The 20,056-nt window shown below is 68.6% G+C and carries 17 protein-coding genes; 2 read left to right on the plus strand and 15 right to left on the minus strand.

Features of this window, described 5'->3' with window-relative positions:
- Position 1 precedes the first annotated feature (1 nt).
- Genes nqrF through FHS00_RS06890 form a run of 6 tightly spaced genes read right to left on the minus strand, consistent with a single transcriptional unit; the run spans position 2 to position 5,173 of the window.
- The gene (gene nqrF, locus FHS00_RS06865) at positions 2-1,219 is read right to left on the minus strand and encodes an NADH:ubiquinone reductase (Na(+)-transporting) subunit F (RefSeq protein WP_183471164.1); all 1,218 of its coding nucleotides are present in this window, start codon (positions 1,217-1,219) and stop codon (positions 2-4) included.
- Entirely contained in the window at positions 1,216-1,815 is a 600-nt protein-coding gene (gene nqrE, locus FHS00_RS06870) for an NADH:ubiquinone reductase (Na(+)-transporting) subunit E (RefSeq protein WP_183471166.1), read from the minus strand. The genes nqrF and nqrE overlap by 4 nt, the downstream gene beginning before the upstream one ends.
- Positions 1,812-2,471, minus strand: a complete 660-nt coding sequence (locus FHS00_RS06875) for an NADH:ubiquinone reductase (Na(+)-transporting) subunit D (RefSeq protein ID WP_183471168.1) — start codon at positions 2,469-2,471, stop codon at positions 1,812-1,814. The genes nqrE and FHS00_RS06875 overlap by 4 nt, the downstream gene beginning before the upstream one ends.
- Positions 2,468-3,268, minus strand: a complete 801-nt coding sequence (nqrC, locus tag FHS00_RS06880; protein WP_343064587.1) for an NADH:ubiquinone reductase (Na(+)-transporting) subunit C — start codon at positions 3,266-3,268, stop codon at positions 2,468-2,470. Before nqrC ends, FHS00_RS06875 begins: the two co-directional genes overlap by 4 nt.
- Positions 3,261-4,055 carry an RnfABCDGE type electron transport complex subunit D gene (locus FHS00_RS06885; RefSeq protein WP_183471170.1) on the minus strand — a complete coding sequence of 265 codons (795 nt, stop codon included), beginning with the start codon at positions 4,053-4,055 and terminating at the stop codon, positions 3,261-3,263. Before FHS00_RS06885 ends, nqrC begins: the two co-directional genes overlap by 8 nt.
- Complete coding sequence (locus FHS00_RS06890; RefSeq protein ID WP_183471172.1) at positions 4,052-5,173, minus strand: hypothetical protein; 1,122 nt, start codon at positions 5,171-5,173, stop codon at positions 4,052-4,054. Before FHS00_RS06890 ends, FHS00_RS06885 begins: the two co-directional genes overlap by 4 nt.
- A 132-nt stretch (positions 5,174-5,305) precedes the next feature.
- Between FHS00_RS06890 and FHS00_RS06895 the strand changes: the two genes are divergently transcribed.
- Positions 5,306-6,394: a polyheme membrane-associated cytochrome C gene (locus tag FHS00_RS06895; protein WP_183471174.1), complete on the plus strand. Its 1,089-nt coding sequence runs from the start codon at positions 5,306-5,308 to the stop codon at positions 6,392-6,394.
- A 211-nt stretch (positions 6,395-6,605) separates the two neighbouring features.
- Here FHS00_RS06895 and scpA read toward each other — a convergent pair whose 3' ends face one another.
- Genes scpA through FHS00_RS06910 form a run of 3 tightly spaced genes read right to left on the minus strand, consistent with a single transcriptional unit; the run spans position 6,606 to position 12,304 of the window.
- Complete coding sequence (gene scpA, locus FHS00_RS06900; protein WP_183471176.1) at positions 6,606-8,741, minus strand: methylmalonyl-CoA mutase; 2,136 nt, start codon at positions 8,739-8,741, stop codon at positions 6,606-6,608.
- 19 nt (positions 8,742-8,760) lie between these two features.
- Positions 8,761-10,791, minus strand: a complete 2,031-nt coding sequence (locus FHS00_RS06905) for an acetyl-CoA carboxylase biotin carboxylase subunit (protein ID WP_183471178.1) — start codon at positions 10,789-10,791, stop codon at positions 8,761-8,763.
- A complete protein-coding gene (locus tag FHS00_RS06910) occupies positions 10,772-12,304 on the minus strand; it encodes an acyl-CoA carboxylase subunit beta (protein WP_183471180.1) in 1,533 nt (510 codons plus the stop codon). The genes FHS00_RS06905 and FHS00_RS06910 overlap by 20 nt, the downstream gene beginning before the upstream one ends.
- Before the next feature lie 124 nt (positions 12,305-12,428).
- Between FHS00_RS06910 and FHS00_RS06915 the strand changes: the two genes are divergently transcribed.
- Positions 12,429-13,826, plus strand: coding sequence for a helix-turn-helix domain-containing protein (locus tag FHS00_RS06915; RefSeq protein WP_183471182.1), 1,398 nt, complete (start codon positions 12,429-12,431; stop codon positions 13,824-13,826).
- Positions 13,827-13,842: 16 nt separating this feature from the next.
- Here FHS00_RS06915 and FHS00_RS06920 read toward each other — a convergent pair whose 3' ends face one another.
- The 6 genes from FHS00_RS06920 to FHS00_RS06945 all read right to left on the minus strand — a co-directional run.
- The gene (locus FHS00_RS06920) at positions 13,843-14,136 is read right to left on the minus strand and encodes a DUF1330 domain-containing protein (protein WP_183471184.1); all 294 of its coding nucleotides are present in this window, start codon (positions 14,134-14,136) and stop codon (positions 13,843-13,845) included.
- A gap of 74 nt (positions 14,137-14,210) precedes the next feature.
- Entirely contained in the window at positions 14,211-15,701 is a 1,491-nt protein-coding gene (locus tag FHS00_RS06925; RefSeq protein ID WP_183471186.1) for an NCS1 family nucleobase:cation symporter-1, read from the minus strand.
- A gap of 96 nt (positions 15,702-15,797) precedes the next feature.
- Positions 15,798-17,252 carry a dihydropyrimidinase gene (hydA, locus tag FHS00_RS06930; protein WP_183471188.1) on the minus strand — a complete coding sequence of 485 codons (1,455 nt, stop codon included), beginning with the start codon at positions 17,250-17,252 and terminating at the stop codon, positions 15,798-15,800.
- A gap of 10 nt (positions 17,253-17,262) precedes the next feature.
- The gene (locus tag FHS00_RS06935; protein ID WP_183471190.1) at positions 17,263-18,513 is read right to left on the minus strand and encodes a Zn-dependent hydrolase; all 1,251 of its coding nucleotides are present in this window, start codon (positions 18,511-18,513) and stop codon (positions 17,263-17,265) included.
- 61 nt (positions 18,514-18,574) lie between these two features.
- Positions 18,575-19,894, minus strand: coding sequence for an omega-aminotransferase AptA (aptA, locus tag FHS00_RS06940; protein ID WP_183471192.1), 1,320 nt, complete (start codon positions 19,892-19,894; stop codon positions 18,575-18,577).
- A 24-nt stretch (positions 19,895-19,918) separates the two neighbouring features.
- A partial coding sequence (locus tag FHS00_RS06945) for an NAD(P)(+) transhydrogenase (Re/Si-specific) subunit beta (RefSeq protein WP_183471194.1) occupies positions 19,919-20,056 on the minus strand: 138 nt, incomplete at its 5' end.

The following is a 20,056-nucleotide window of genomic DNA, read 5'->3' on the forward strand; positions in this document are numbered from 1 at the left end:
CTCAGCTCCCGAAATCGTCGAAGAAGATGCGGTTCGACGGCACGCCCGCCTCGTCCAGAACGCCCATCACCGCCGCGATCATCAGCGGCGGCCCGCAGAGGTAGTAGTCGCACGCTTCCGGCTCAGGGTGGTCGCGCAGGAACCCCTCGCGCAGGGCCGCGTGGACGAAGCCCGTCCACCCCTCCCACCGGTCACCGGGTCGCGGGTCGGACAGCGCGACCTCGAAGCGGAACTCGGGATGCTGCCGGGCCAGCGTCGCGAATTCCTCCGCGTAGAACAGGTCGTCGCGGCGGCGCGCGCCGTACCAGAAGCTGATCGGAGGAGGCGCCCCTTGGCCGAGCCGGTCGTGGATGATCGCCCGAAGCGGCGCCATGCCGACGCCGCCGCCGATCAGGACCATTTCGCGCGCGCTGTCCTGTGCCCGGAAATCGCCATGCGGGCCGCTCGCGGCGATCCGGACGCCCTCGCTCACGTGAAACAGCCAGGACGACACCGCCCCGGGCGGCAGGCGCGGCCGGTCGGGCGGCGGCAGGGCGAGACGGATCAGCAGCACGAGCCGGCCCCGTGCAAGATCGGCAGGCGTGCTCGCGATGGAATAGGCGCGGGTGACCGGCGCTGTCGTGGCAGCCCGCAGCCCACGCAGCTCGGCCCAGTCATCGGCAAAGCGCTCCGGCACCTCGATCGCGTCGAAGCCGAACTCATGCGGGGGCGCGGTCAGCGAGACGAAGGCCCCGGCCCGCACCGCGGCGATCACCTCGGGCGGCGCGTCGAGCACGATCTCGCGGATCAGCGAGGTCAGGAACCGCGCCCGCAGGACGGTGCAGTCGAAGCCGCGCGCGTCCAGAAGTGCCTCGGGCAGCTCGACCTCTACCGGGCCACGCAGGCGGATCTGGCAAGCCAGATGCATCCCCTCGCGCCGCTCGGCCCGCGATAGGCGCGCTCGCTCCGCGGGCATCGGCTCGATGGCCTCCCCCCTGACCCGCACCCGGCATTGGCCGCAAGTGCCCGCGCCGCCGCAGGCCGCCGGCAGCAGGATGTCATGGGTGGCCAACGCTCCGAGCAGGTCGGTGCCGAACCGGCTTTCGAAGGGCGCGCGGTCGTTCACCGTGACGGCGACGGGCAGATCCGGCACCAGCCGCCGCCGCGCCAGGATGAGCGCGGCGCTGAGCGCCAGCACCACGGCCACGAGCAGCACCACGCCGGCCAACAGCCCGGTCATTGCACCATCCCCCCGAAGCCCGAGAAGCCGAGCGACATCAGCCCGGAGACGATGAAGGCGCCGCCCAGGCCGCGCAGCCCCTCGGGCATGTCGGCATGGCGCAAGCGCTCGCGGATCGCGGCGAAGGCGGTGATCGCCAGCGCCCAGCCGATGCCGCTGCCGATCCCCCAGACCACCGCCTCCAGCGGGTCGTAGCGCCGCTCGACCATGAACAGGCTGCCGCCGAGGATCGCGCAGTTCACCGTGATCAGCGGCAGGAACACCCCCAGCGCGCGGTGCAGCACCGGCACGAAGCGGTCGAGCAGAAGCTCCATCAGCTGCACCATCGCGGCGATGACGCCGATGAAGACGATGATCCGCAGGAAGCTCAAATCGATCTCCGGCAGCCCGATCCAGTGCAGCGCGCCCGGGGCGAGCAGATAGACATGGATCAGCGCGTTGACCGGCACCGTTACGCCCTGCACCACGATCACCGCGATGCCGAGGCCCAGCGCGGTGGAGATCCGTTGCGACACGGCGAGGAAGGTGCAGATGCCGAGGAAGAAGGACAACGCGAGGTTGTCGGTCAGGATCGCGGCGAGCAGGATCTCGGTCATGGCCGCGCCTCCCCCCGCCGCGACAGCAGGCGGTGTTCGGGCCGCTCGGCCTGCTCGGGCCGCACCGCGCGGATCGCCCAGACCAGCAGCCCGATGATGAAGAAGGCCGAGGGCGCGAGCTGCATCAGCCGCAGCGGCTCGAACCAACCGCCCTGTTCGGCCAGCGGCAGCATCGGAACGCCCAGGAGCCTGCCGGTGCCGAAGAGTTCGCGGATCGTCGCGACGATCATCAGCACGAGGCCGTAGCCCAGCGCGTTGCCCAGCGCGTCGAGGACCGAGGGCCCCACCGGATGGTGCATGGCAAAGCTTTCGGCGCGGCCCAGCACGATGCAGTTGGTGACGATCAGCCCGACGAAGATCGACAGCCGCTGGCTGATCTCGAAGGCGTAGGCGCGCAGCACCTCGTCGGTGACGATGACCAGCGTGGCGATGATGGTGATCTGCAGGATCAGCCGGATCGCGTGCGGGATATGGCGGCGGATCGCGCTGATGATCGCGGCCGAGGCGCAGAGCACGAAGATCAGCGCCGCCGCCATGGTGAGCGCCGTCGCCAGCGCCGTGGTCACCGCCAGCGCCGAGCAGATGCCCAGGATCTGCAGCGTCACCGGGTTCGACCGGATCAGCGGATCGGTAAGGTGGTGCGACAGGCGCCTCATCCCATCCCCTCCCGCGCCAGCCGATCGAGGAACGGGCCATACCCCCATGGCCCCATCCAGAACCGCAGCATGGCGGTGACGCCGTTGCCGGTACGGGTGGCGCCCGAGATGCCGTCCACCTCGTAAGGCGTAGAAGCCGCGCCGCGCACCACCTCGATGCGGATCGTGCCGCTGTCATCGGCGATACGACGGCCGGGCCAGAGCGCCTGCCAATCGGCGCGTTCGATCTGCGCGCCGAGCCCCGGCGTCTCGCGCTGTTCGGTCACGGTCAGCGCCGCCACCGTGTCGAGATCGGCTTCGAGCGCGAGCAGCGCGTGGATGGTCGACTGATACCCGGTGCCGCGCATCGGCAGCACCACGAGCACCGGCGCGCCGTCGCGTTCGAGCAGGTGGACCGCGGCCACGCGCTCGCGCCGCCCGAGCCCGGCGATGTCGGCCTCGGGCGGCAGATCGATCCCGGTCTCGGCATCGCGCGCCGTAGGTTCGGCCTCGAACCCCGTGGCATCGCCCGGCAGGACGCGCCCGCTCTCCAACTCGACCAGACGGCTTTGCAGCTCGGTGACGCCGGCCTCCTCCATCACCACGCGTAGCCCCGGCAGCGCGTCGACCATGGCCTGCATCCGCGCGGCACGGGCGGCCTCCAGATTGGCGGCCTGTCGAGGTTCGAGCAGCGTGGCGGCGGTCGACACGGTCAGCGCCGCGCCCAGTGCCACGAGCCCGGCCATGCCCAGCGCCTTGACCGGGTCCTCGTTGGGACGGGCGAGAAATCGCCCCCATATCCCATGCGGCTCAGGCACGACGCGCCTCCTCCCGCCAGTCGGCAAGGGCGATGACCCCTGCGTCCATCAGCGGCGCGAACAGGTTCGCGAGCAGCACCGCGAAGACGCCTGCCGAGAGGTCGAGGCCGGGCAGGCCCGGTGCGGCCAGAGCCGCGACCAGCCCACCCGTCATCAACCCCGACAGCCATTGCCCCGGCCCCGTGACCGGCGCGCCGAACGGATCGGCGCCAAGGTGGACCAGGACAAGAGCAAGCGGCAGCGCGTATCCGGGGTCGAGCGCCGCGGGCCAGGCCGCCAGCGCGAAACCCGCAGCCCCCGCCAGCACGACCCGCCACGGCGCAAGCCCCGCCAAGAGGACCAGAAGCCCGCCGGGCAGCGCGGCCCAGATCACGGCGTCCACCGGGACGACCGGCGCGAGCGGCGGAAAGGAGAAGGCGAGCAGCGCGAGGGACAGCGCGCCGATGCTCAGGAACCCGAAGCCCGCCCCGCCGAAGATCAGCGAGCCGAGCACGAGCGCGAGCGACAGCGCGAATGCGATCTGCCCCGGTGACGCCTCGGGCGGGGCGAAGAGGAACATGAGCAGCGCCGGTACCAGCGCCTCGAAGACTGGCCCCCGGCCGCGGATCTCAGCGAAGACCAGCGCGCAGGCCAACGCGGCCGTCACCACGGCCAGCAGATGCGGCCACGCCGCGCCGGGGGCCGACAGGAACAGCACCGCCGCCGGTGGCGCGAGGGCCGCCAGCCTGAGGGCGGTGGCATCGCGGGCTGCCCGCGCGCGGAGGGTTGCGAGATATCCGCCCCTCATCGCTCGGCCTCCAGCTCGTCGAGGACGCGGCGCAGCAGCAGGCCGTAATCGGCGCCGCTGGCGCAGATCGTGCTTGCCGCCCGCATGTCCTCCTCGACGAGATCGAGACAGCCGAGCCTGCGGGCGGTATCGGCATCGCCGATCTGCAGCGCCCTGAGCAGCGGGATGGTGCGCATGCCCAGCGGCAGCGACGTCGCGAGGGCGGGCACCGGCACGATCGGCCCGAGTGCTGCGTCGGACGGCACGGCCATGTCGCAACGGGGATCTATCCGGGTCTCGTTGCGGCGGAGCGGACGCGGGGCCGGGGCTGTCCAACCGCGCTCTTTCAGTGCTGGCGCGAGATCGGCACCGAGCGGTGCGCGCAGAATGCCCGCGACGCCGCCCGAGGGCGTCACGATCTCGACCAGCCGCGTCGCGTCGAACAGCCCCTCGGCGCAGAGGCGGCCGAGAGCGATCGCCGTCTGCACGTCGAGAACCCAGACCTCGACGCCGCGGGCCACGCTGCGCAGGCGGCGCAGCCTGCGGGCCATGCCGTCATGCCGCGGCGCCAGCGCATCGATCTCCACGCGCCCCTCGGCCGAGGCCAAGGCCGGCCCGCCATGCTGGCACAGGATCACCGGCCCTTTGGTGAGCGCGGTGAGGGCGCGCAGGCCGTGGCCCAGCGCGAAGGGCGTGGCTTGCGCCGCGAGAACGCCCGCGCCTGACAGCGCATCCACCAGGATCGCATCGGGCGACGCATCCGGGTCCGGCACGCGGCCGAACGGACGGGTGCGCAGATCCGGCCAGAGCCCGTATGCGAGCATCAGGTCGCGCGTGTCGCCCTCAACCGTCACCGGCGCAGGCCGCGCTGCGCCATCCGGCCGGATGACCACCCGGATCGCGCGGCAGCCCAGCCCGGCTTCGACCCGCTCGACCCGGCCCGCCACCGGGGCGACGACACGGATCTCGGGCCGCGACCGGTCCTGCATGACGGCTGCACCGATGGCGACCTCCGCGCCCTCCGCGACGCAGGCGACGGGGCGCAGGCCGGGCAGATCGCGCGCCTCCAGCGTCACCGTGTCGGGAAGGATGGCGGGCGGGCCGAACGGCCCTTTGCGCTGCGGCTCGAGACAGGACATGGCGATCTCCGTGACGGCTCCTGTCCCTTGAATCGGCCAGCCACCGATCCGCCGCATTGATCTGGATCAAGGCCGGCCGCCCCCGCGCTTCGCATCATCGCGCCATGCGGTCCGCCCCATAGGAGAGATGCCATGCACCGCCCTGCCCTCCTGCTGTCAGCGCTGCTGACCGGCAGCCTCGTGCCCGCCCTGTCCTGGGCGCAGGACAGCGCCCCCACCCCCGAAGAGATCGTCGAGGACTGGATGGCCTCGGGTCATGCCGATGCCATGGCGGAGGCGTTCCGCCATTGGGATGACGAGGGAGAGATCCCCGGCGCCTGCGCCACCTGTCATTCCACCACCGGGTTCGCCGACTATATCGGCTCGCCGATGACCACCGTGGGCGTCATCGACCACCCCGTCCCCACCGGTGAATTGATCCAATGCACCGCCTGCCACGATCCCGCCGCGGCGGCGCTCACGACCGTGACCTTCCCCTCCGGCGCGGCCGTGTCGCTGGGTTCGGGCGCCGCGGTCTGCGCGGTCTGCCACCAGGGCCGCGCGTCGGGGGAGGCCGTCGAGACGGCCGTGGCCGGCATCGGCGACGACGAAGTTTCGGATCAGCTACGCTTCATCAATGCTCACTATTCCGCCGCAGCCGCGACGCTGCTGGGCACCGACGCAGGCGGAGGTTACGAGTATCCCGGCCAGACCTATGCTGGTCGTTTCGCCCATGTGCCGGATCTCGACGACTGCGCAGGCTGCCACGGCCCGCACGACACGGCGATCGAGATTGCCGATTGCACGACATGTCACGCCGGCGTGGAGGGGTCACGCGCGATCCGCACGACCACGACGGATCTCGACGGTGACGGCGACACCGCCGAAGGCATCGCCTCCGAGATCCAGACCCTGCACGAGCACCTGCACGAGATGATCAGGCTCTATGCCGAGACCGTCGCCGAGGCGGCGATCCTCTACGCGCCGGACAGCTTTCCCTATTACTTCACCGATCTCGACGGTGACGGCGAGGCCGGCCCGGAAGAGACGATCCGCGACAACGCCTATGCCAGCTGGACGCCGCGCCTGCTGCGCGCAGCCTATAATTACCAGTTCATCGCGAAGGACGGGGGCGCGCATGCCCATAACCCGCACTATGCAGCGCAGCTTTTGATCGATGGGCTGAACGATCTGGGATCGGCCCTGCCCCAATCGCCGGAAGGAAGCTTCACGCGTCCCTAAACGAAGAAGCGCCGGATCAGGTGACTGTCCGGCGAACATTTGCATGCCTTGGCGCAGGCCCCGAAAGCATCTCGCGCGTTGCACGGTCGATGACAGCCTCGCTTCCCGCGTGATGGAGCGTGCCGCTGACAGGTTTCTCCGACACGGACGGGTCGAGCATCACCCACAGCCCGGGCAAAGCCGCCAATTGCAGCGGCCTTGCCAAGCCCGGTCAGTCGCGCGCGCGGATCATCGACAGCACCTTCGACGCCGCCTCGGGAATGTTGGTCCCCGGCCCGAAGATCGCCGCCACCCCGGCTTCCTTGAGCATCGCGTGGTCCTGATCGGGGATTACGCCGCCGCAGACCACGAGGATGTCGCCCGCGCCCTGTGCGCGCAGCGCGGCCACCAGCTTGGGCGCGAGGGTGCGGTGCCCGGCCGCCTGGCTGGAGATGCCGACCACGTGCACGTCGTTGTCGAGCGCGTCCTGCGCCGCCTCCTCGGGCGTCTGGAACAGAGGCCCCATGTCGACGTCGAAGCCAAGATCGGCGAAAGCGGTGGCGATCACCTTGGCGCCGCGGTCGTGGCCGTCCTGCCCCATCTTGACCACCAGCATGCGCGGGCGGCGGCCCTCGGCCCTGGCGAAGGCGTCGATCTCGGCGCGGATCTTCTCGAAGCCCGCATCGCCCTCATAGGCCTTGCCATAGACGCCCGCGAGCGTCTTCACCTCGGCCCGGTGCCGGCCGAAGACATTCTCCATCGCCATGCTGATCTCTCCTACCGTGGCGCGCGCCCGCGCCGCTTCGACCGCCGCCGCGAGCAGATTGCCGTCCTCCCGCGCCGCCGCTTCGAGCCGCGCGAGCGCCGCGTCGCAGGCGTTCTGGTCGCGGGTCGCCCGGATCCTGTCGAGCCGTGCCACCTGCCCCTCGCGCACCTTGACGTTGTCGATGTCGAGGATGTCGATCGGGTCCTCCCGCTCCTTCCGGTACTTGTTGACGCCGACGATCACCTGCTCGCCCCGGTCGATCAGGGCCTGCCGCTTGGCCGCCGTCTCCTCGATCCTGAGCTTGGGCATGCCCGACGCCACCGCCTTGGTCATGCCGCCGAGGCTCTCGACCTCCTCGATCAGCGCCCAGGCCTTCTCGGCCAGCTCGTTGGTCAGGCTTTCGACGTAGTAGGACCCCGCCAGCGGATCGACGACATCAGTGATGCCGGTCTCCTCCTGCAGGATCAGCTGGGTGTTGCGGGCGATGCGGGCCGAAAAGTCGGTCGGCAGCGCGATCGCCTCATCGAGCGCGTTGGTGTGCAGCGACTGGGTGCCGCCGAGCACCGCGGACAGCGCCTCGTAGGCGGTGCGCACCACGTTGTTGTAGGGATCCTGCGCCTGTAGGCTCACGCCCGAAGTCTGGCAATGGGTGCGCAGCATGAGGGACTTGGGGTCCTTGGGCGCGAACTCCTCCATGATCCGGTGCCACAGCAGGCGGGCGGCCCGCAGCTTGGCCGCCTCCATGAAGAAGTTCATGCCGATCGCGAAGAAGAACGACAGCCGCCCGGCGAAGCGGTCGACATCCATGCCGCGCGCGATGGCGGCGCGGACATATTCGCGCCCGTCGGCAAGCGTGAAGGCCAGTTCCTGCACGAGATCGGCGCCCGCCTCCTGCATGTGGTAGCCGGAAATCGAGACCGAGTTGAACTTCGGCATGTGGTCGGCGGTGTATTCGATGATGTCGGCCACGATCCGCATCGAGGGTTCGGGCGGATAGACATAGGTGTTGCGGACCATGAACTCCTTGAGGATGTCGTTCTGGATCGTGCCCGAGAGCTTGCTCACCGGCACGCCCTGCTCCTCGCCGGCGACGATGAAGTTGGCGAGGATCGGGATCACCGCGCCGTTCATGGTCATCGAGACCGACACCTTGTCGAGCGGGATGCCGTCGAACAGGATCTTCATGTCCTCGACGCTGTCGATCGCCACGCCCGCCTTGCCGACATCGCCCTCGACCCGGGGGTGGTCGCTGTCATAGCCGCGATGGGTGGCGAGGTCGAAGGCGACCGAGACCCCCTGCTGCCCGCCCTCCAGCGCCCGGCGGTAGAAGGCGTTCGATTCCTCGGCCGTCGAGAAGCCGGCATATTGCCGGATCGTCCAGGGACGACCGGCATACATGGTCGAGCGGACGCCCCGAACGAAGGGCGCCTCGCCCGGCATCGCGCCGAGATGCGACAGCCCGTCGAGATCGGCCGCGTCATAGACCGGCCTGACCGCGATCCCTTCCAGCGTCTCGCGGGTCAGGCTCTCGGGGTCGCGCCCCTTGAGCTCCTTGCGGGCGCGCGCGGCCCATGCGGATCGGCGGTCGTCCTGCCCGGTCATCTCGCGCTCCTTTCGGCTGTCATTCGAATTCCATGATGGTCTGGTCGACCGAGAGGCTGTCTCCCGCCGCCGCGTGGAGCTTGGCGATCTTCAGCCGGCGCTCGGCCCGCAGGACGTTCTCCATCTTCATCGCCTCGACGGTGCAGAGCGGCTGGCCCTCCTCGACCTCCTGCCCCTCCTCGACATCGACGTGCACCACCACGCCCGGCATCGGGCACAGCAGCAGCTTGGAGGTGTCGGCGGCCTGCTTTTCGGGCATCAGCGCGGCCAGCTCGGCCTGCCGCGGCGTGTAGACCCGAACGTCGAGATCGGCGCCGCGATGGCGCACGCGGAAGCCCGCGATCCGCGGCTCGACCTTCAACACCGTCTCGATCCCGTCGACGCTGAGCCGCGCGAGGCGCTGGCCCGGCGTCCAGTCGCCCGCGACCCGCATCACGACACCGTCCTCGAACCGCACATCGGTGGCGCCGGTCCCGGCCGCGAGCGTCACCTCGTGGCTCTCGCCCGCGACCTGCACGACGAAGGCTTCGCCCACCCGCCGCTCGTGGTGATCGATCCGGCCCGAAATCCGGGCGCGGCGGATCTCCTCGATGCGCTGCAAGGTGGCGCAGGCGGCCGCGACGCGGCGCCGGGTCTCGAGCGGCAGATCGACGCCGTCGAACCCTTCGGGCCATTCCTCGGCGATGAAGCCGGTGTGGATGTCGCCCGAACGGAACTTCGGATGCGCCATCACCGCCGAGAGGAACGGCAGGTTGTGACCGATACCGTCCAGCTCGAAGCCGTCGAGCGCGCGCTCCATCGCATCCACCGCACGGTCGCGGTCGGGCGCCCATGTGCAGAGCTTGGCGATCATCGGGTCGTAATGCATCGAGATCTCGCCACCCTCGGCGACCCCGGTGTCGTTGCGCACCACCTCCACATCGGAGGCGAACTCCTGCGGCGGGCGATAGCGCGTCAGGCGCCCGATCGAGGGCAGGAAGCCGCGATACGGGTCCTCGGCATAGAGCCGGCTCTCGATCGCCCAGCCATTCAGTCGGATGTCTTCCTGCGCGAAGGGCAGCGGTTCGCCAGCGGCCACGCGGATCATCTGCTCGACGAGGTCGATGCCGGTGATCAGCTCGGTCACCGGATGCTCCACCTGCAGGCGGGTGTTCATCTCGAGGAAGTAGAAGTTGCGCTGGGCATCGACGATGAATTCGACCGTGCCGGCGCTCTCGTAACCCACCGCCTTGGCCAGCGCGCAGGCCTGCGCGCCCATCGCGGCACGGGTCGCCTCGTCGAGGAAGGGCGACGGGGCCTCTTCGACGACCTTCTGATTGCGGCGCTGGATCGAGCATTCGCGCTCGCCCAGATAGACGCAGTTGCCGTGCCGGTCGGCCAGCACCTGAATCTCGATGTGCCGGGGGCCTTCGACGAACTTCTCGATGAAGATCCGGTCGTCGCCGAACGAGCTGGCCGCCTCGCGCTTGGAGGCTTCGAAACCCTCGCGCGCCGCCTGATCGTCATGCGCGATGCGCATGCCCTTGCCGCCACCGCCGGCGCTGGCCTTGATCATCACCGGGTAGCCGATCTGCTGCGCGATGCGCACCGCCTCATCGGCATCCTCGATCAGGCCCATATGGCCCGGCACGGTGGAGACGCCCGCCTCGGCGGCGATCTTCTTGGAGGCGATCTTGTCGCCCATCTTGTCGATCGCGCCGGCCGGCGGGCCGACGAAGACCACGCCACGCTCGGCCAGCGCGCGGGCGAATTTCGGGTTCTCCGACAGAAAACCGTAGCCCGGATGCACGGCCTCGGCGCCGGTCTGCTCGATCGCATCGAGAACGCGGTCCATGGCGATATAGGACTGCGCGGCGGGCGCAGGCCCGATCTCGACCGCGCGGTCAGCCATGGCCACGTGCACCGCGTCGCGGTCGGCCACCGAATGCACCGCGATGGTCTCGATCCCCATGGCGCGGGCGGAGCGGATCACCCGGCAGGCGATCTCGCCGCGATTGGCGACGAGCAGGCTGCGGAACGGCGCGCGGGCCTCAGAGCGGGATGTTGTCATGCTTCCTCCACGGGTTCTCGAGGCTCTTGTTCCGCAGAGCGGCGAAGGCGCGGGCAGCGCGCCGGCGGGTGGCGCGCGGCTTGATCACCTCGTCGATGAAGCCGCGCTCGGCCGCGACGAAGGGGTTGGCGAAGCGGTCCTCGTAATCCTTGGTGCGCTTCGCGATCTTGTCAGGGTCGCCCAGCTCGGAGCGATACAGGATCTCGGTCGCGCCCTTGGCGCCCATCACCGCGATCTGTGCCGTGGGCCAAGCATAGTTCACGTCGCCACGCAGATGCTTCGACGCCATGACGTCATAGGCGCCGCCATAGGCCTTGCGGGTGATCACCGTGACCTTGGGCACCGTGGCCTCGCCATAGGCGAAGAGCAGCTTGGCGCCGTGCTTGATCACACCGCCATATTCCTGCCCGGTCCCGGGCAGGAAGCCCGGCACGTCTACCAGCGTCAGGATCGGGATCTCGAAGGCGTCGCAGAAGCGCACGAAGCGCGCGGCCTTGCGGCTGCTGTCGATGTCGAGGCAACCGGCCAGCACCATCGGCTGGTTGGCGACGACGCCGACGGTCGAGCCTTCCAGCCGGATGAAGCCGGTCAGGATGTTCTTGGCGAACTCGGCCTGCATCTCGAGAAAGTCGCCCTCGTCGGCGATCTTGGTGACCAGCTCGCGCATGTCGTAGGGCTGGTTCGGGTTGGCGGGGATCAGACTGTCGAGGCTCGGCTCCTCGCGCGCGGGATCGTCGAAGAAGGGGCGCTTGGGCGCCTTCTCACGGTTGTTGAGCGGCAGGAAGTCGATCAGCCGCCGCGCCTCCAGCAGCGCCTCGACGTCGTTCTCAAAGGCAGCATCAGCGACGCTCGACTTGCGGGCGTGCGTCAGCGCACCGCCCAGCTCCTCGGCGGTCACGACCTCGCCGGTCACGGTCTTCACCACGTCGGGGCCGGTGACGAACATGTAGGACGAGTCCTTCACCATATAGATGAAGTCGGTCATGGCCGGCGAATAGACCGCACCGCCCGCGCAGGGTCCCATGATCAGCGAGATCTGTGGCACCACGCCCGAGGCCAGCACGTTGCGCTGGAACACCTCGGCATAGCCGCCCAAGCTGGCCACGCCTTCCTGGATGCGGGCGCCGCCGGAGTCGTTGATGCCCACGACCGGCGCGCCGTTGCGCATCGCCATGTCCATGATCTTGCAGATCTTCTGGGCATGGGTCTCGGAGAGCGAGCCACCGAACACGGTGAAGTCCTGGCTGAAGACATAGGTCATCCGCCCGTTCACCGTGCCCCAGCCGGTGACGACGCCGTCGCCCGCGGGGCGGCTCTCCTCCATGTCAAAATCGGTGCAGCGATGGGCCACGAACATGTCGTATTCCTCGAAGCTGCCCTCATCGAGCAGCAGCTCGATCCGCTCGCGCGCGGTGAGCTTGCCCTTGGCATGCTGTGCCGCGATCCGCTTTTCTCCCCCGCCCATCCGGGCCGAGGCGCGGCGCTCTTCGAGCTCGCGCAAAATCTCTTGCATCGGCATTCTCCTTCGCGCGTCACCTTAGGAAAAACGCCCTGCCTCTTCCCAGCGAGATTGCGCGAATTTGCAAATTCGGCATTATGCAGAGCAAGGTTTATGCAAATCAGCAAAGTGGGGCCTGATGGCGGTTCAGAAGCATTATGCCGGCACCCAGTTGCGGGAACTGCGCGGACGGCTGAGCCTGACCCAGAAGCTCTTTGCCGAGCGGCTCGGGGTTTCGCTGCCCTATCTGAACCAGATGGAGAACAACAACCGCCCCGTCTCGGCGGGGGTGGTGCTGGCGCTGGCGCGCGAGTTCGGCTTCGACGTGACCGAGCTGACCTCCGGCGAGGAGATCCGGCTGGCCTCCGACATGCGCGAGGCGCTGGCCGATCCGGTGCTGAGCGGCAGCCAGCCGCCCCTTTCCGACCTGCGCATGGTCGCCGCCAACGCGCCGTCGGTGGCGCGCGCCCTGCTCGATCTGCACGCCGCTTATCGCCGCGCGCAGGACCGGCTCGCCTCCTTCGACGAAGCGCTGGGCCGGGCGGGCACCACCGCCTCGCCCTGGGAGGAGGTGCGCGACTTCTTCCATTACTGCGACAACTACATCGACGCGATCGACCGCGCCGCAGAGCAGTTCGCCCGACGCGCCGCGGCCGAGGGGCAGGACGCGCCCGAGGCGGCGGCGCGCGCGCTCGAAGCGCGCGGCATCACCCTGCACGAGCGCGCCGAGGGGCCGCTGCGCCGCTACGACGCCGAGACCCGCAGCCTGACCCTGTCGTCGCGCGCACCGCGCCCGACCCGGCGGTTCCAGCTCTTGGTGCAGCTCGCGCTCATCGAGCACAACCAGCTGATCGAGGCCACGCTCGATCTGGGGCGGTTCGAGCCCGGCCCGGCGCGGGACATCGCCCGGATCGGACTGGCCAACTACTTCGCGGGCGCGGCGCTCCTGCCCTATGGCCGGTTCCTCGAAGCCGCGCAGCAGACGCGCCACGATCTCGAGCTTCTGGCCGAGCGTTTCGGCGCCAGCCTCGAGCAGGTGGCGCACCGGCTCTCGACCCTGCAGCGTCCCGGTGCGCGCGGCGTGCCGTTCTGGTTCGTGCGGGTGGACCAGGCGGGCACCGTGACCAAGCGCCATTCCGCGACCCAGCTGCAATTCGCGCGTTATGGCGGCGCCTGCCCGCTTTGGAACGTGCATCAGGCCTTCGAGACGCCGACGCGCTGGCTGCGCCAGCTCGCGGAGACGCCGGATGGCGTGCGCTACCTGTCGCTGGCGCGCGACATCAGCGGTGGCGGAGGGGCCTGGGGCGCGCCGGTGCGACGCTTTGCGATCGGGCTGGGCTGCGAAGTGAAACATGCGCGCGAGCTGGTCTATGCCGACCACATGGACCTCGAATCCGCCGAGGCCTTCGAGCCGGTGGGCATCTCCTGCAGGATCTGCGAACGGACAAACTGCCACCAGCGCGCGGTGCCTCCCCTTGAAGGGCGGCTGAAGGTGGACGCGGATCTGCGGCAGGATCTGCCCTACCGGCTGGAGTGACCGCGCCCGACCGGGCTCAGCCCGGCGCGCCTTCGAGGATCATGATGTTGGCGATGCCCGCGCCCTCGCGATGGCGCTTGGCCGCTTGGTAGGCGTCCGAGTTGTAGCAGGCGAGCGCAGCCTCCATCGAGTCGAACTCGATCACCACGTTGCGCGGATGGGTCTCGCCCTCCAGCGCCTCGATCCGGCCGCCGCGGGCCAGCACCCGCGCACCATGCGCGCGGAACGCCTCGGTCGCACCAGCGGCATAGAGCTTGTAGGGTTCGGGGTCGGTGACCGTCACATGGGCGATCCAGTAGGCCTTGGGCATGTCGTCTTCTCCTGTCTCCGGACATGAAAAGGCCGGGGCGACACCTGCCGCCCCGGCCCGTCACGCGCAACGCGTCACTTGTTGAGGAACTTCGAGAGCACGAGGTAGGCCGCGCCCGCCACGAACAGCCCGACGAACCAGGCATAGGTGTAGATCGTGGCGAAGAAGTCCGAGGTGCCGGCGGTGATGCCGACGCCGGCGAGGAAGCCCGGCAGGTTCGGCAGGATGCCGATCACCAGCGCGCCGACCCCGGCCCAGTTGGTGCCGTTGCGGCCCGAATAGATGCCGTCCATCCGGAACAGGTCCTTCACCTCGAGCTTGGTCTTCCGCAGCAGGTAGTAATCCGCCAGCATGACGCCCGCGATCGGGCCCAGCAGCGCCGAATAGGCGATCAGCCAGCCGACAATGTGGTTGACCAGCACCCAGGGGAACATGGCGATGCCGATGCCCGCGGTGATGTAGCCGCCGCGCTTGAGGTTGATCTTGCTCGGCGCGAGGTTCGAGAAGCCATGCGCCGGCGCCACCACGTTGGCCGCGAGGTTGGTGGTCAGCGTCGCCACGATCAGCGCGAACAGCGCGATGATGATCGAGAAGCCGCCCATCCGCTCGGCGAGCTGGATCGGATCCCAGATCGCCTCGCCATAGATCACGATCGTCGCCGAGGTCACCGCCGAAGCGATGAAGGCGAACAGCGCCATCGGGATCGGCAGGCCCACGAGCTGGCCGAGGAACTGGTCCTTCTGGCTTTTGGCGTGACGGGTGAAGTCCGGGATGTTGAGCGCCAATGTCGCCCAGAAACCGATCATGCCGGTGAGGCTCGGCCAGAACACCACCCAGAACTGACCTTCCTGCGGCTGGCCGGGATCGAAGGCGCTCGGGGTCGAAAGCATCGGACCGAAGCCGCCGGCGGCGAAATAGGCCCAGGCCAGCAGCGCGAAGCCCATCAGCAGCAGGAACGGCGCGGCATAGGTCTCGAGCCAGCGGATCGACTCGGTGCCGTTTCTGATGAAGTAGAGATGCAGCGCCCAGAAGGCGAGGAAGCAGACGAACTCCGCGAGGCTGATGCCGAGCACGGGCATGGCTTCACCCGCCAGCGCGCCGCCGGTGAGCGTGTTGAGGATCACGAAGATCGCCGAGCCACCGACCCAGGTCTGGATGCCGAACCAGCCGCAGGCGACGATACCGCGCGCCACTGCCGGGATCTTGGCGCCCGTGGGTCCGAATGAGGAGCGCAGCAGCACCGGGAACGGGATGCCGTATTTGGTCCCGGCATGGCCGAGCAGCACCATCGGGATCAGCACGATTGCGTTGGCCGCGAGGATGGTCAGCACCGCCTGATCCCAGCTCATCCCCGAATTGATGAGATAGGAGGCCAGCAGGTAGGTCGGGATGCAGACCACCATGCCGACCCAGAGCGCGGCGATGGCGAGCCAGTCCCAGGTCCGCTCGGCGGCGCTGGTCGGCAGCTGGTCCTCGTTGTAGAGCCTCGGATCCATCCCGGCGGCATCGATGGGGGCCCCTGACCCACCCCGCGCCGCGGGAATTCCCGCAGTCATGTCCGTCATGTCTTGTCCTCTCCCTGTTGTTGGTCTTGTGGCGCCCATTTTCTTCTATCGCAGGCGCCATCAAAAATGCCCCCGAAATCTCGGGGGCATTTCATCTCAGACGCAGGCCGGCATGTTTTCGGGCTTGCGCACCACCTGCCGCGGCGCGGTCACCTCCTTCCACTTCGACAGCGCCTTGTTCACCTCGCCGAAGGGCGCGCGCTTCACGAAGCGGCCATGGCCGGGGGTGGCGCAGACACGGCCGTCATCGACCGCCAGCGTGCCGCGGCTGAGCGTGTAGCGCGGCAGGCCGGTCACTTCGCGGCCATCGAAGACGTTGTATTCGACCACCGATTGCTGGGTCTCGGGCGAGATCACCTTCGACTTCTTGGGGTCCCAGACCACGATGTCGGCATCCGAACCTTCGAGGATCGCACCCTTCTGCGGGTAGATGTTGAGGATCCGCGCGATGTTGGTCGAGGTTACGGCGACGAACTCGTTCGGTGTCAGCCGCCCGGTGTTCACCCCTTCGGTCCAGAGCATCGGCATCCGGTCTTCGAGCCCGCCGGTGCCATTCGGGATCTTGGTGAAGTCGTCGATCCCGGTGCGCTTCTGGTCGATGGTGAAGGCGCAGTGATCGGTCGCCACCACCTGCAGCGAGCCCGCCTGCAAGCCTGCCCAGAGGCTGTCCTGGTTCGACTTGTCGCGGAAGGGCGGCGACATGACGCGCTGGGCGGCGTGGTCCCAGTCGGGGTTGCGATACTCGCTGTCGTCGAGCACGAGATGCTGGATCAGCGGCTCGCCATAGACCCGCATGCCCTTCTGCCGCGCGCGGCGGATCGCCTCGTGCGCCTGCTCGCAGGAGGTATGCACGACGTAAAGCGGCACGCCCGCCATGTCGGCGATCATGATAGCGCGGTTGGTGGCCTCGCCTTCGACCTCGGGCGGCCGCGACATGGCGTGGCCCTCGGGGCCGCGGATGCCCTGCGCCAGAAGCTTCTGCTGCATGGTCGCGACGACGTCGCCATTCTCGGCATGCACCATCGGCAGGGCACCGATCGCGGCGCAGCGCTGGAAGCTGTCGAACAGCTCGTCGTCGTCGACCATCAGCGCGCCCTTGTAGGCCATGAAGTGCTTGAAGGAATTGATGCCCAGATCGACGACCTGTTGCATCTCCTCGAACACCTGCTCGCTCCACCAAGTGACCGCCATGTGGAAGGAGTAGTCGCCGCAGGCGCGCTGCGACTTGGCGTGCCAGCCCTCCAGCGCCTCGAGCAGCGACTGGCCGGGGCTGGGCAGGCAGAAATCGACCACCATGGTGGTGCCACCGGCCAGGCCCGCGCGGGTGCCGCTTTCGAAATCATCGGCGGAATGGGTGCCCATGAAGGGCATCTTGAGGTGCACATGCGGGTCGATCCCGCCCGGCATCACGTAGCAGCCTTCCGCGTCGAGCACCTTGTCGCCCGAGAGGTCGGCGCCGATCTGCACGATCTTCTCGTCCTCGATGGCGATGTCGGCCTTGTAGCTGCGGTCGGCGGCGACGATCGTGCCGCCCTTGATCACAGTTCTCATGCTCATCTCCTCACTCCACGATTTCGGCGGTTTCCAGGACGGCGTGCAGCAGCACGTCGCAGCCGGCGGCGGCCCATTCGCGGCTGATCTCCTCGTCTTCGTTGTGGCTCAGCCCGTCGACGCAGGGGCACATGATCATCGCCGTCGGCGCCACGCGCGCGATCCAGCAGGCGTCGTGGCCCGCGCCCGAGATGATCTCGCGGTGGCTGTATCCGAGCTTCTCGGCGGCGCGCCGCACCGCGTCCACGCATCCCTCGTCGAAGGGAACGGGGTCGAAGCCGCCGACCTTCTCGAAGGCGATCTCCAGCCCCATCTCGTCCGCGATCTTCTGGCCTTCGCTGCGCAGCCGCGCCTCCATGTCCTCGATCACCGCCAGCTCGGGCGAACGGAAATCGACAGTGAACACGGCCTTGCCGGGGATCACGTTGCGCGAGTTCGGAAAGACCTCGATGTGACCGGCCGCGCCCACCGCGTGCGGCTTGTGGCTCCAGGCGATCTCGTCGACCTTTTCGAGGATGCGCGCGATGCCGAGCCCGGCGTTGCGGCGCATCGGCATCGGAGTGGAACCTGTGTGGCTCTCCTTGCCGGTGACGGTCACTTGGGTCCAGCTCAGCCCCTGCCCATGGGTGACGACGCCGATGTCCTTGCCCTCGGCCTCGAGGATCGGGCCCTGCTCGATATGCAGCTCGAACATCGCGTGCATCTTTCGCTGGCCCACCGGCTCGTCGCCGACATAGCCGATGCGGGCTAGCTCGTCGCCGAAACGCTTTCCTTCCGCATCCTCCCGCGCATAGGCCCAGTTCTGGGTGTGGACGCCCGCGAAGACGCCGCTCGACAGCATGGCGGGGGCGAAGCGGGTGCCCTCCTCGTTGGTCCAATTTACCACGACGATCGGGCGGCGCGGGATGATGCCCTGGTCGCGGATCGAACGCACCACCTCGAGTCCCGCCAGCACGCCCAGCACGCCGTCATACTTGCCGCCCGTCGGCTGAGTGTCGAGATGGCTGCCCATCATCACCGGGTCGAGATCGGGCTCGGCGCCCTCAAGCCGGGCGAACATGTTGCCCATGCTGTCGACGCCGACGCTCATGCCGGCCTCCTCGCACCAGCGCTTGAACAGGTCGCGCCCCTCGCGGTCGGCATCGGTCAGGGTCTGGCGGTTGTTGCCGCCGCGCAGGCCGGGGCCGACCTTGGCCATCTCCATCAGCGAGTCCCACAGCCGGGCCCCGTCGATCCGGGTGTTGGTCTGGATGTCTTTCATAGGTCCTCCCGTTACGGACCGGTGCGCGGCAGCCCTCCCGGCCGCCACGCACCGGCCATGATCAGGCGTCGAGCGCCTCGCCGAGCGTGCCGACCAGCTGGTCGATCTCGGATTTCTCGATGATCAGCGGCGGCGACATGGCGATGGTGTCGCCGGTGGTGCGCAGGTGCACGCCCTTGTCCCAGGCGCGCAGATAGGTGTCGAAGGCCCGCTTGGTGGGCGTGTCGGCAAAGGGCTCCAGTTCGACCGCACCAACGAGGCCGACGGCGCGAATATCGATCACGCCCGGCTTGTCCCTGAGGCTGAACAGCGCGTCGGCCCAGTAGTCCTCCAGGCTCGCGGCGCGTTCGAACAGCTCCTCCTCGCGGTAGGTGTCGAGCGCGGCGAGCGCCGCGGCGCAGGCTACCGGGTTGCCCGAATAGGTATAGCCGTGGAACAGCTCGATCATGTGATCGGGGCCGGTCATGAAGGCGTCGTGGATCTCCTCGCTGGCCAGAACCGCGCCCATCGGGATGACGCCGTTGGTCAGGCCCTTCGCGGTGGTGATCAGGTCCGGCTCGACGCCATAGTAATCCGCCCCGAAGGCACGGCCGAGCCGGCCATAGGCGGTGATCACCTCGTCGAAGATCAGCAGGATTCCATGCTTGCGAGTGATTTCCCGCAGCTTCTGCAGATAACCCTTGGGCGGCAGGATCACCCCGGCCGAGCCTGCCATCGGCTCGACGATCACCGCGGCGATGGTTTCGGCGCCGTGCAGCGCCACCATCCGCTCCAGCTCGTCGGCGAGCTCGGCGCCGTGCTCGGGCTGGCCCTTGGTGAAACCGTTGCGGGCAATGTCGTGGGTGTGCGGCAGGTGGTCGACGCCGCCCAGCAGCGTGCCGAAGGCGCGGCGGTTGTTGACCAATCCGCCGACCGAGATGCCGCCGAAATTGACGCCGTGATAGCCTTTCTCGCGGCCGATCAGCCGGGTGCGGCCCGACTCGCCCTTGGCCTTGTGATAGGCCAGCGCGATCTTCAGCGCGGTCTCCACCGATTCCGAGCCGGAATTGGTGAAGAAGACGTGGTTGAGCTTGCCAGGCGCCAGCTCGGCGAGGCGCGAGGCCAGCTCGAAGGCCTTGGGGTGGCCCATCTGGAAGGCGGGCGCGTAGTCCAGCTCCTCGACCTGCCGCTGCACCGCCTCGGTGATGCGCGGCGCGCGGTGGCCGGCGTTGACGCACCATAGACCGGCGGTGCCGTCCATCACCTTCCGCCCGTCGGTGGTGGTGTAATACATCCCTTCGGCGCTGGCGATCATGCGCGGGTTGTCCTTGAACTGCCGGTTGGCGGTAAAGGGCATCCAGTAGGCGCCGAGGTCGTTGCGGATCTTGGTCTCTGCGTTCATCTCGTTGTTCCTTGAACGGGGGCCTCAGGCGGCCGAACGGGCCAGCAGTTCATCGAGCGATTTCTTTGCGTCGCCGTAGAACATGCGTGTGTTGTCCTTGAAGAAGAGGGGGTTTTCGATGCCGGAGTAGCCGGTGCCCTGGCCGCGCTTGGAGACGAAGAC

Source organism: Limimaricola variabilis (assembly GCF_014195545.1).
Classification (GTDB): Bacteria; Pseudomonadota; Alphaproteobacteria; order Rhodobacterales; family Rhodobacteraceae; genus Limimaricola; species Limimaricola variabilis.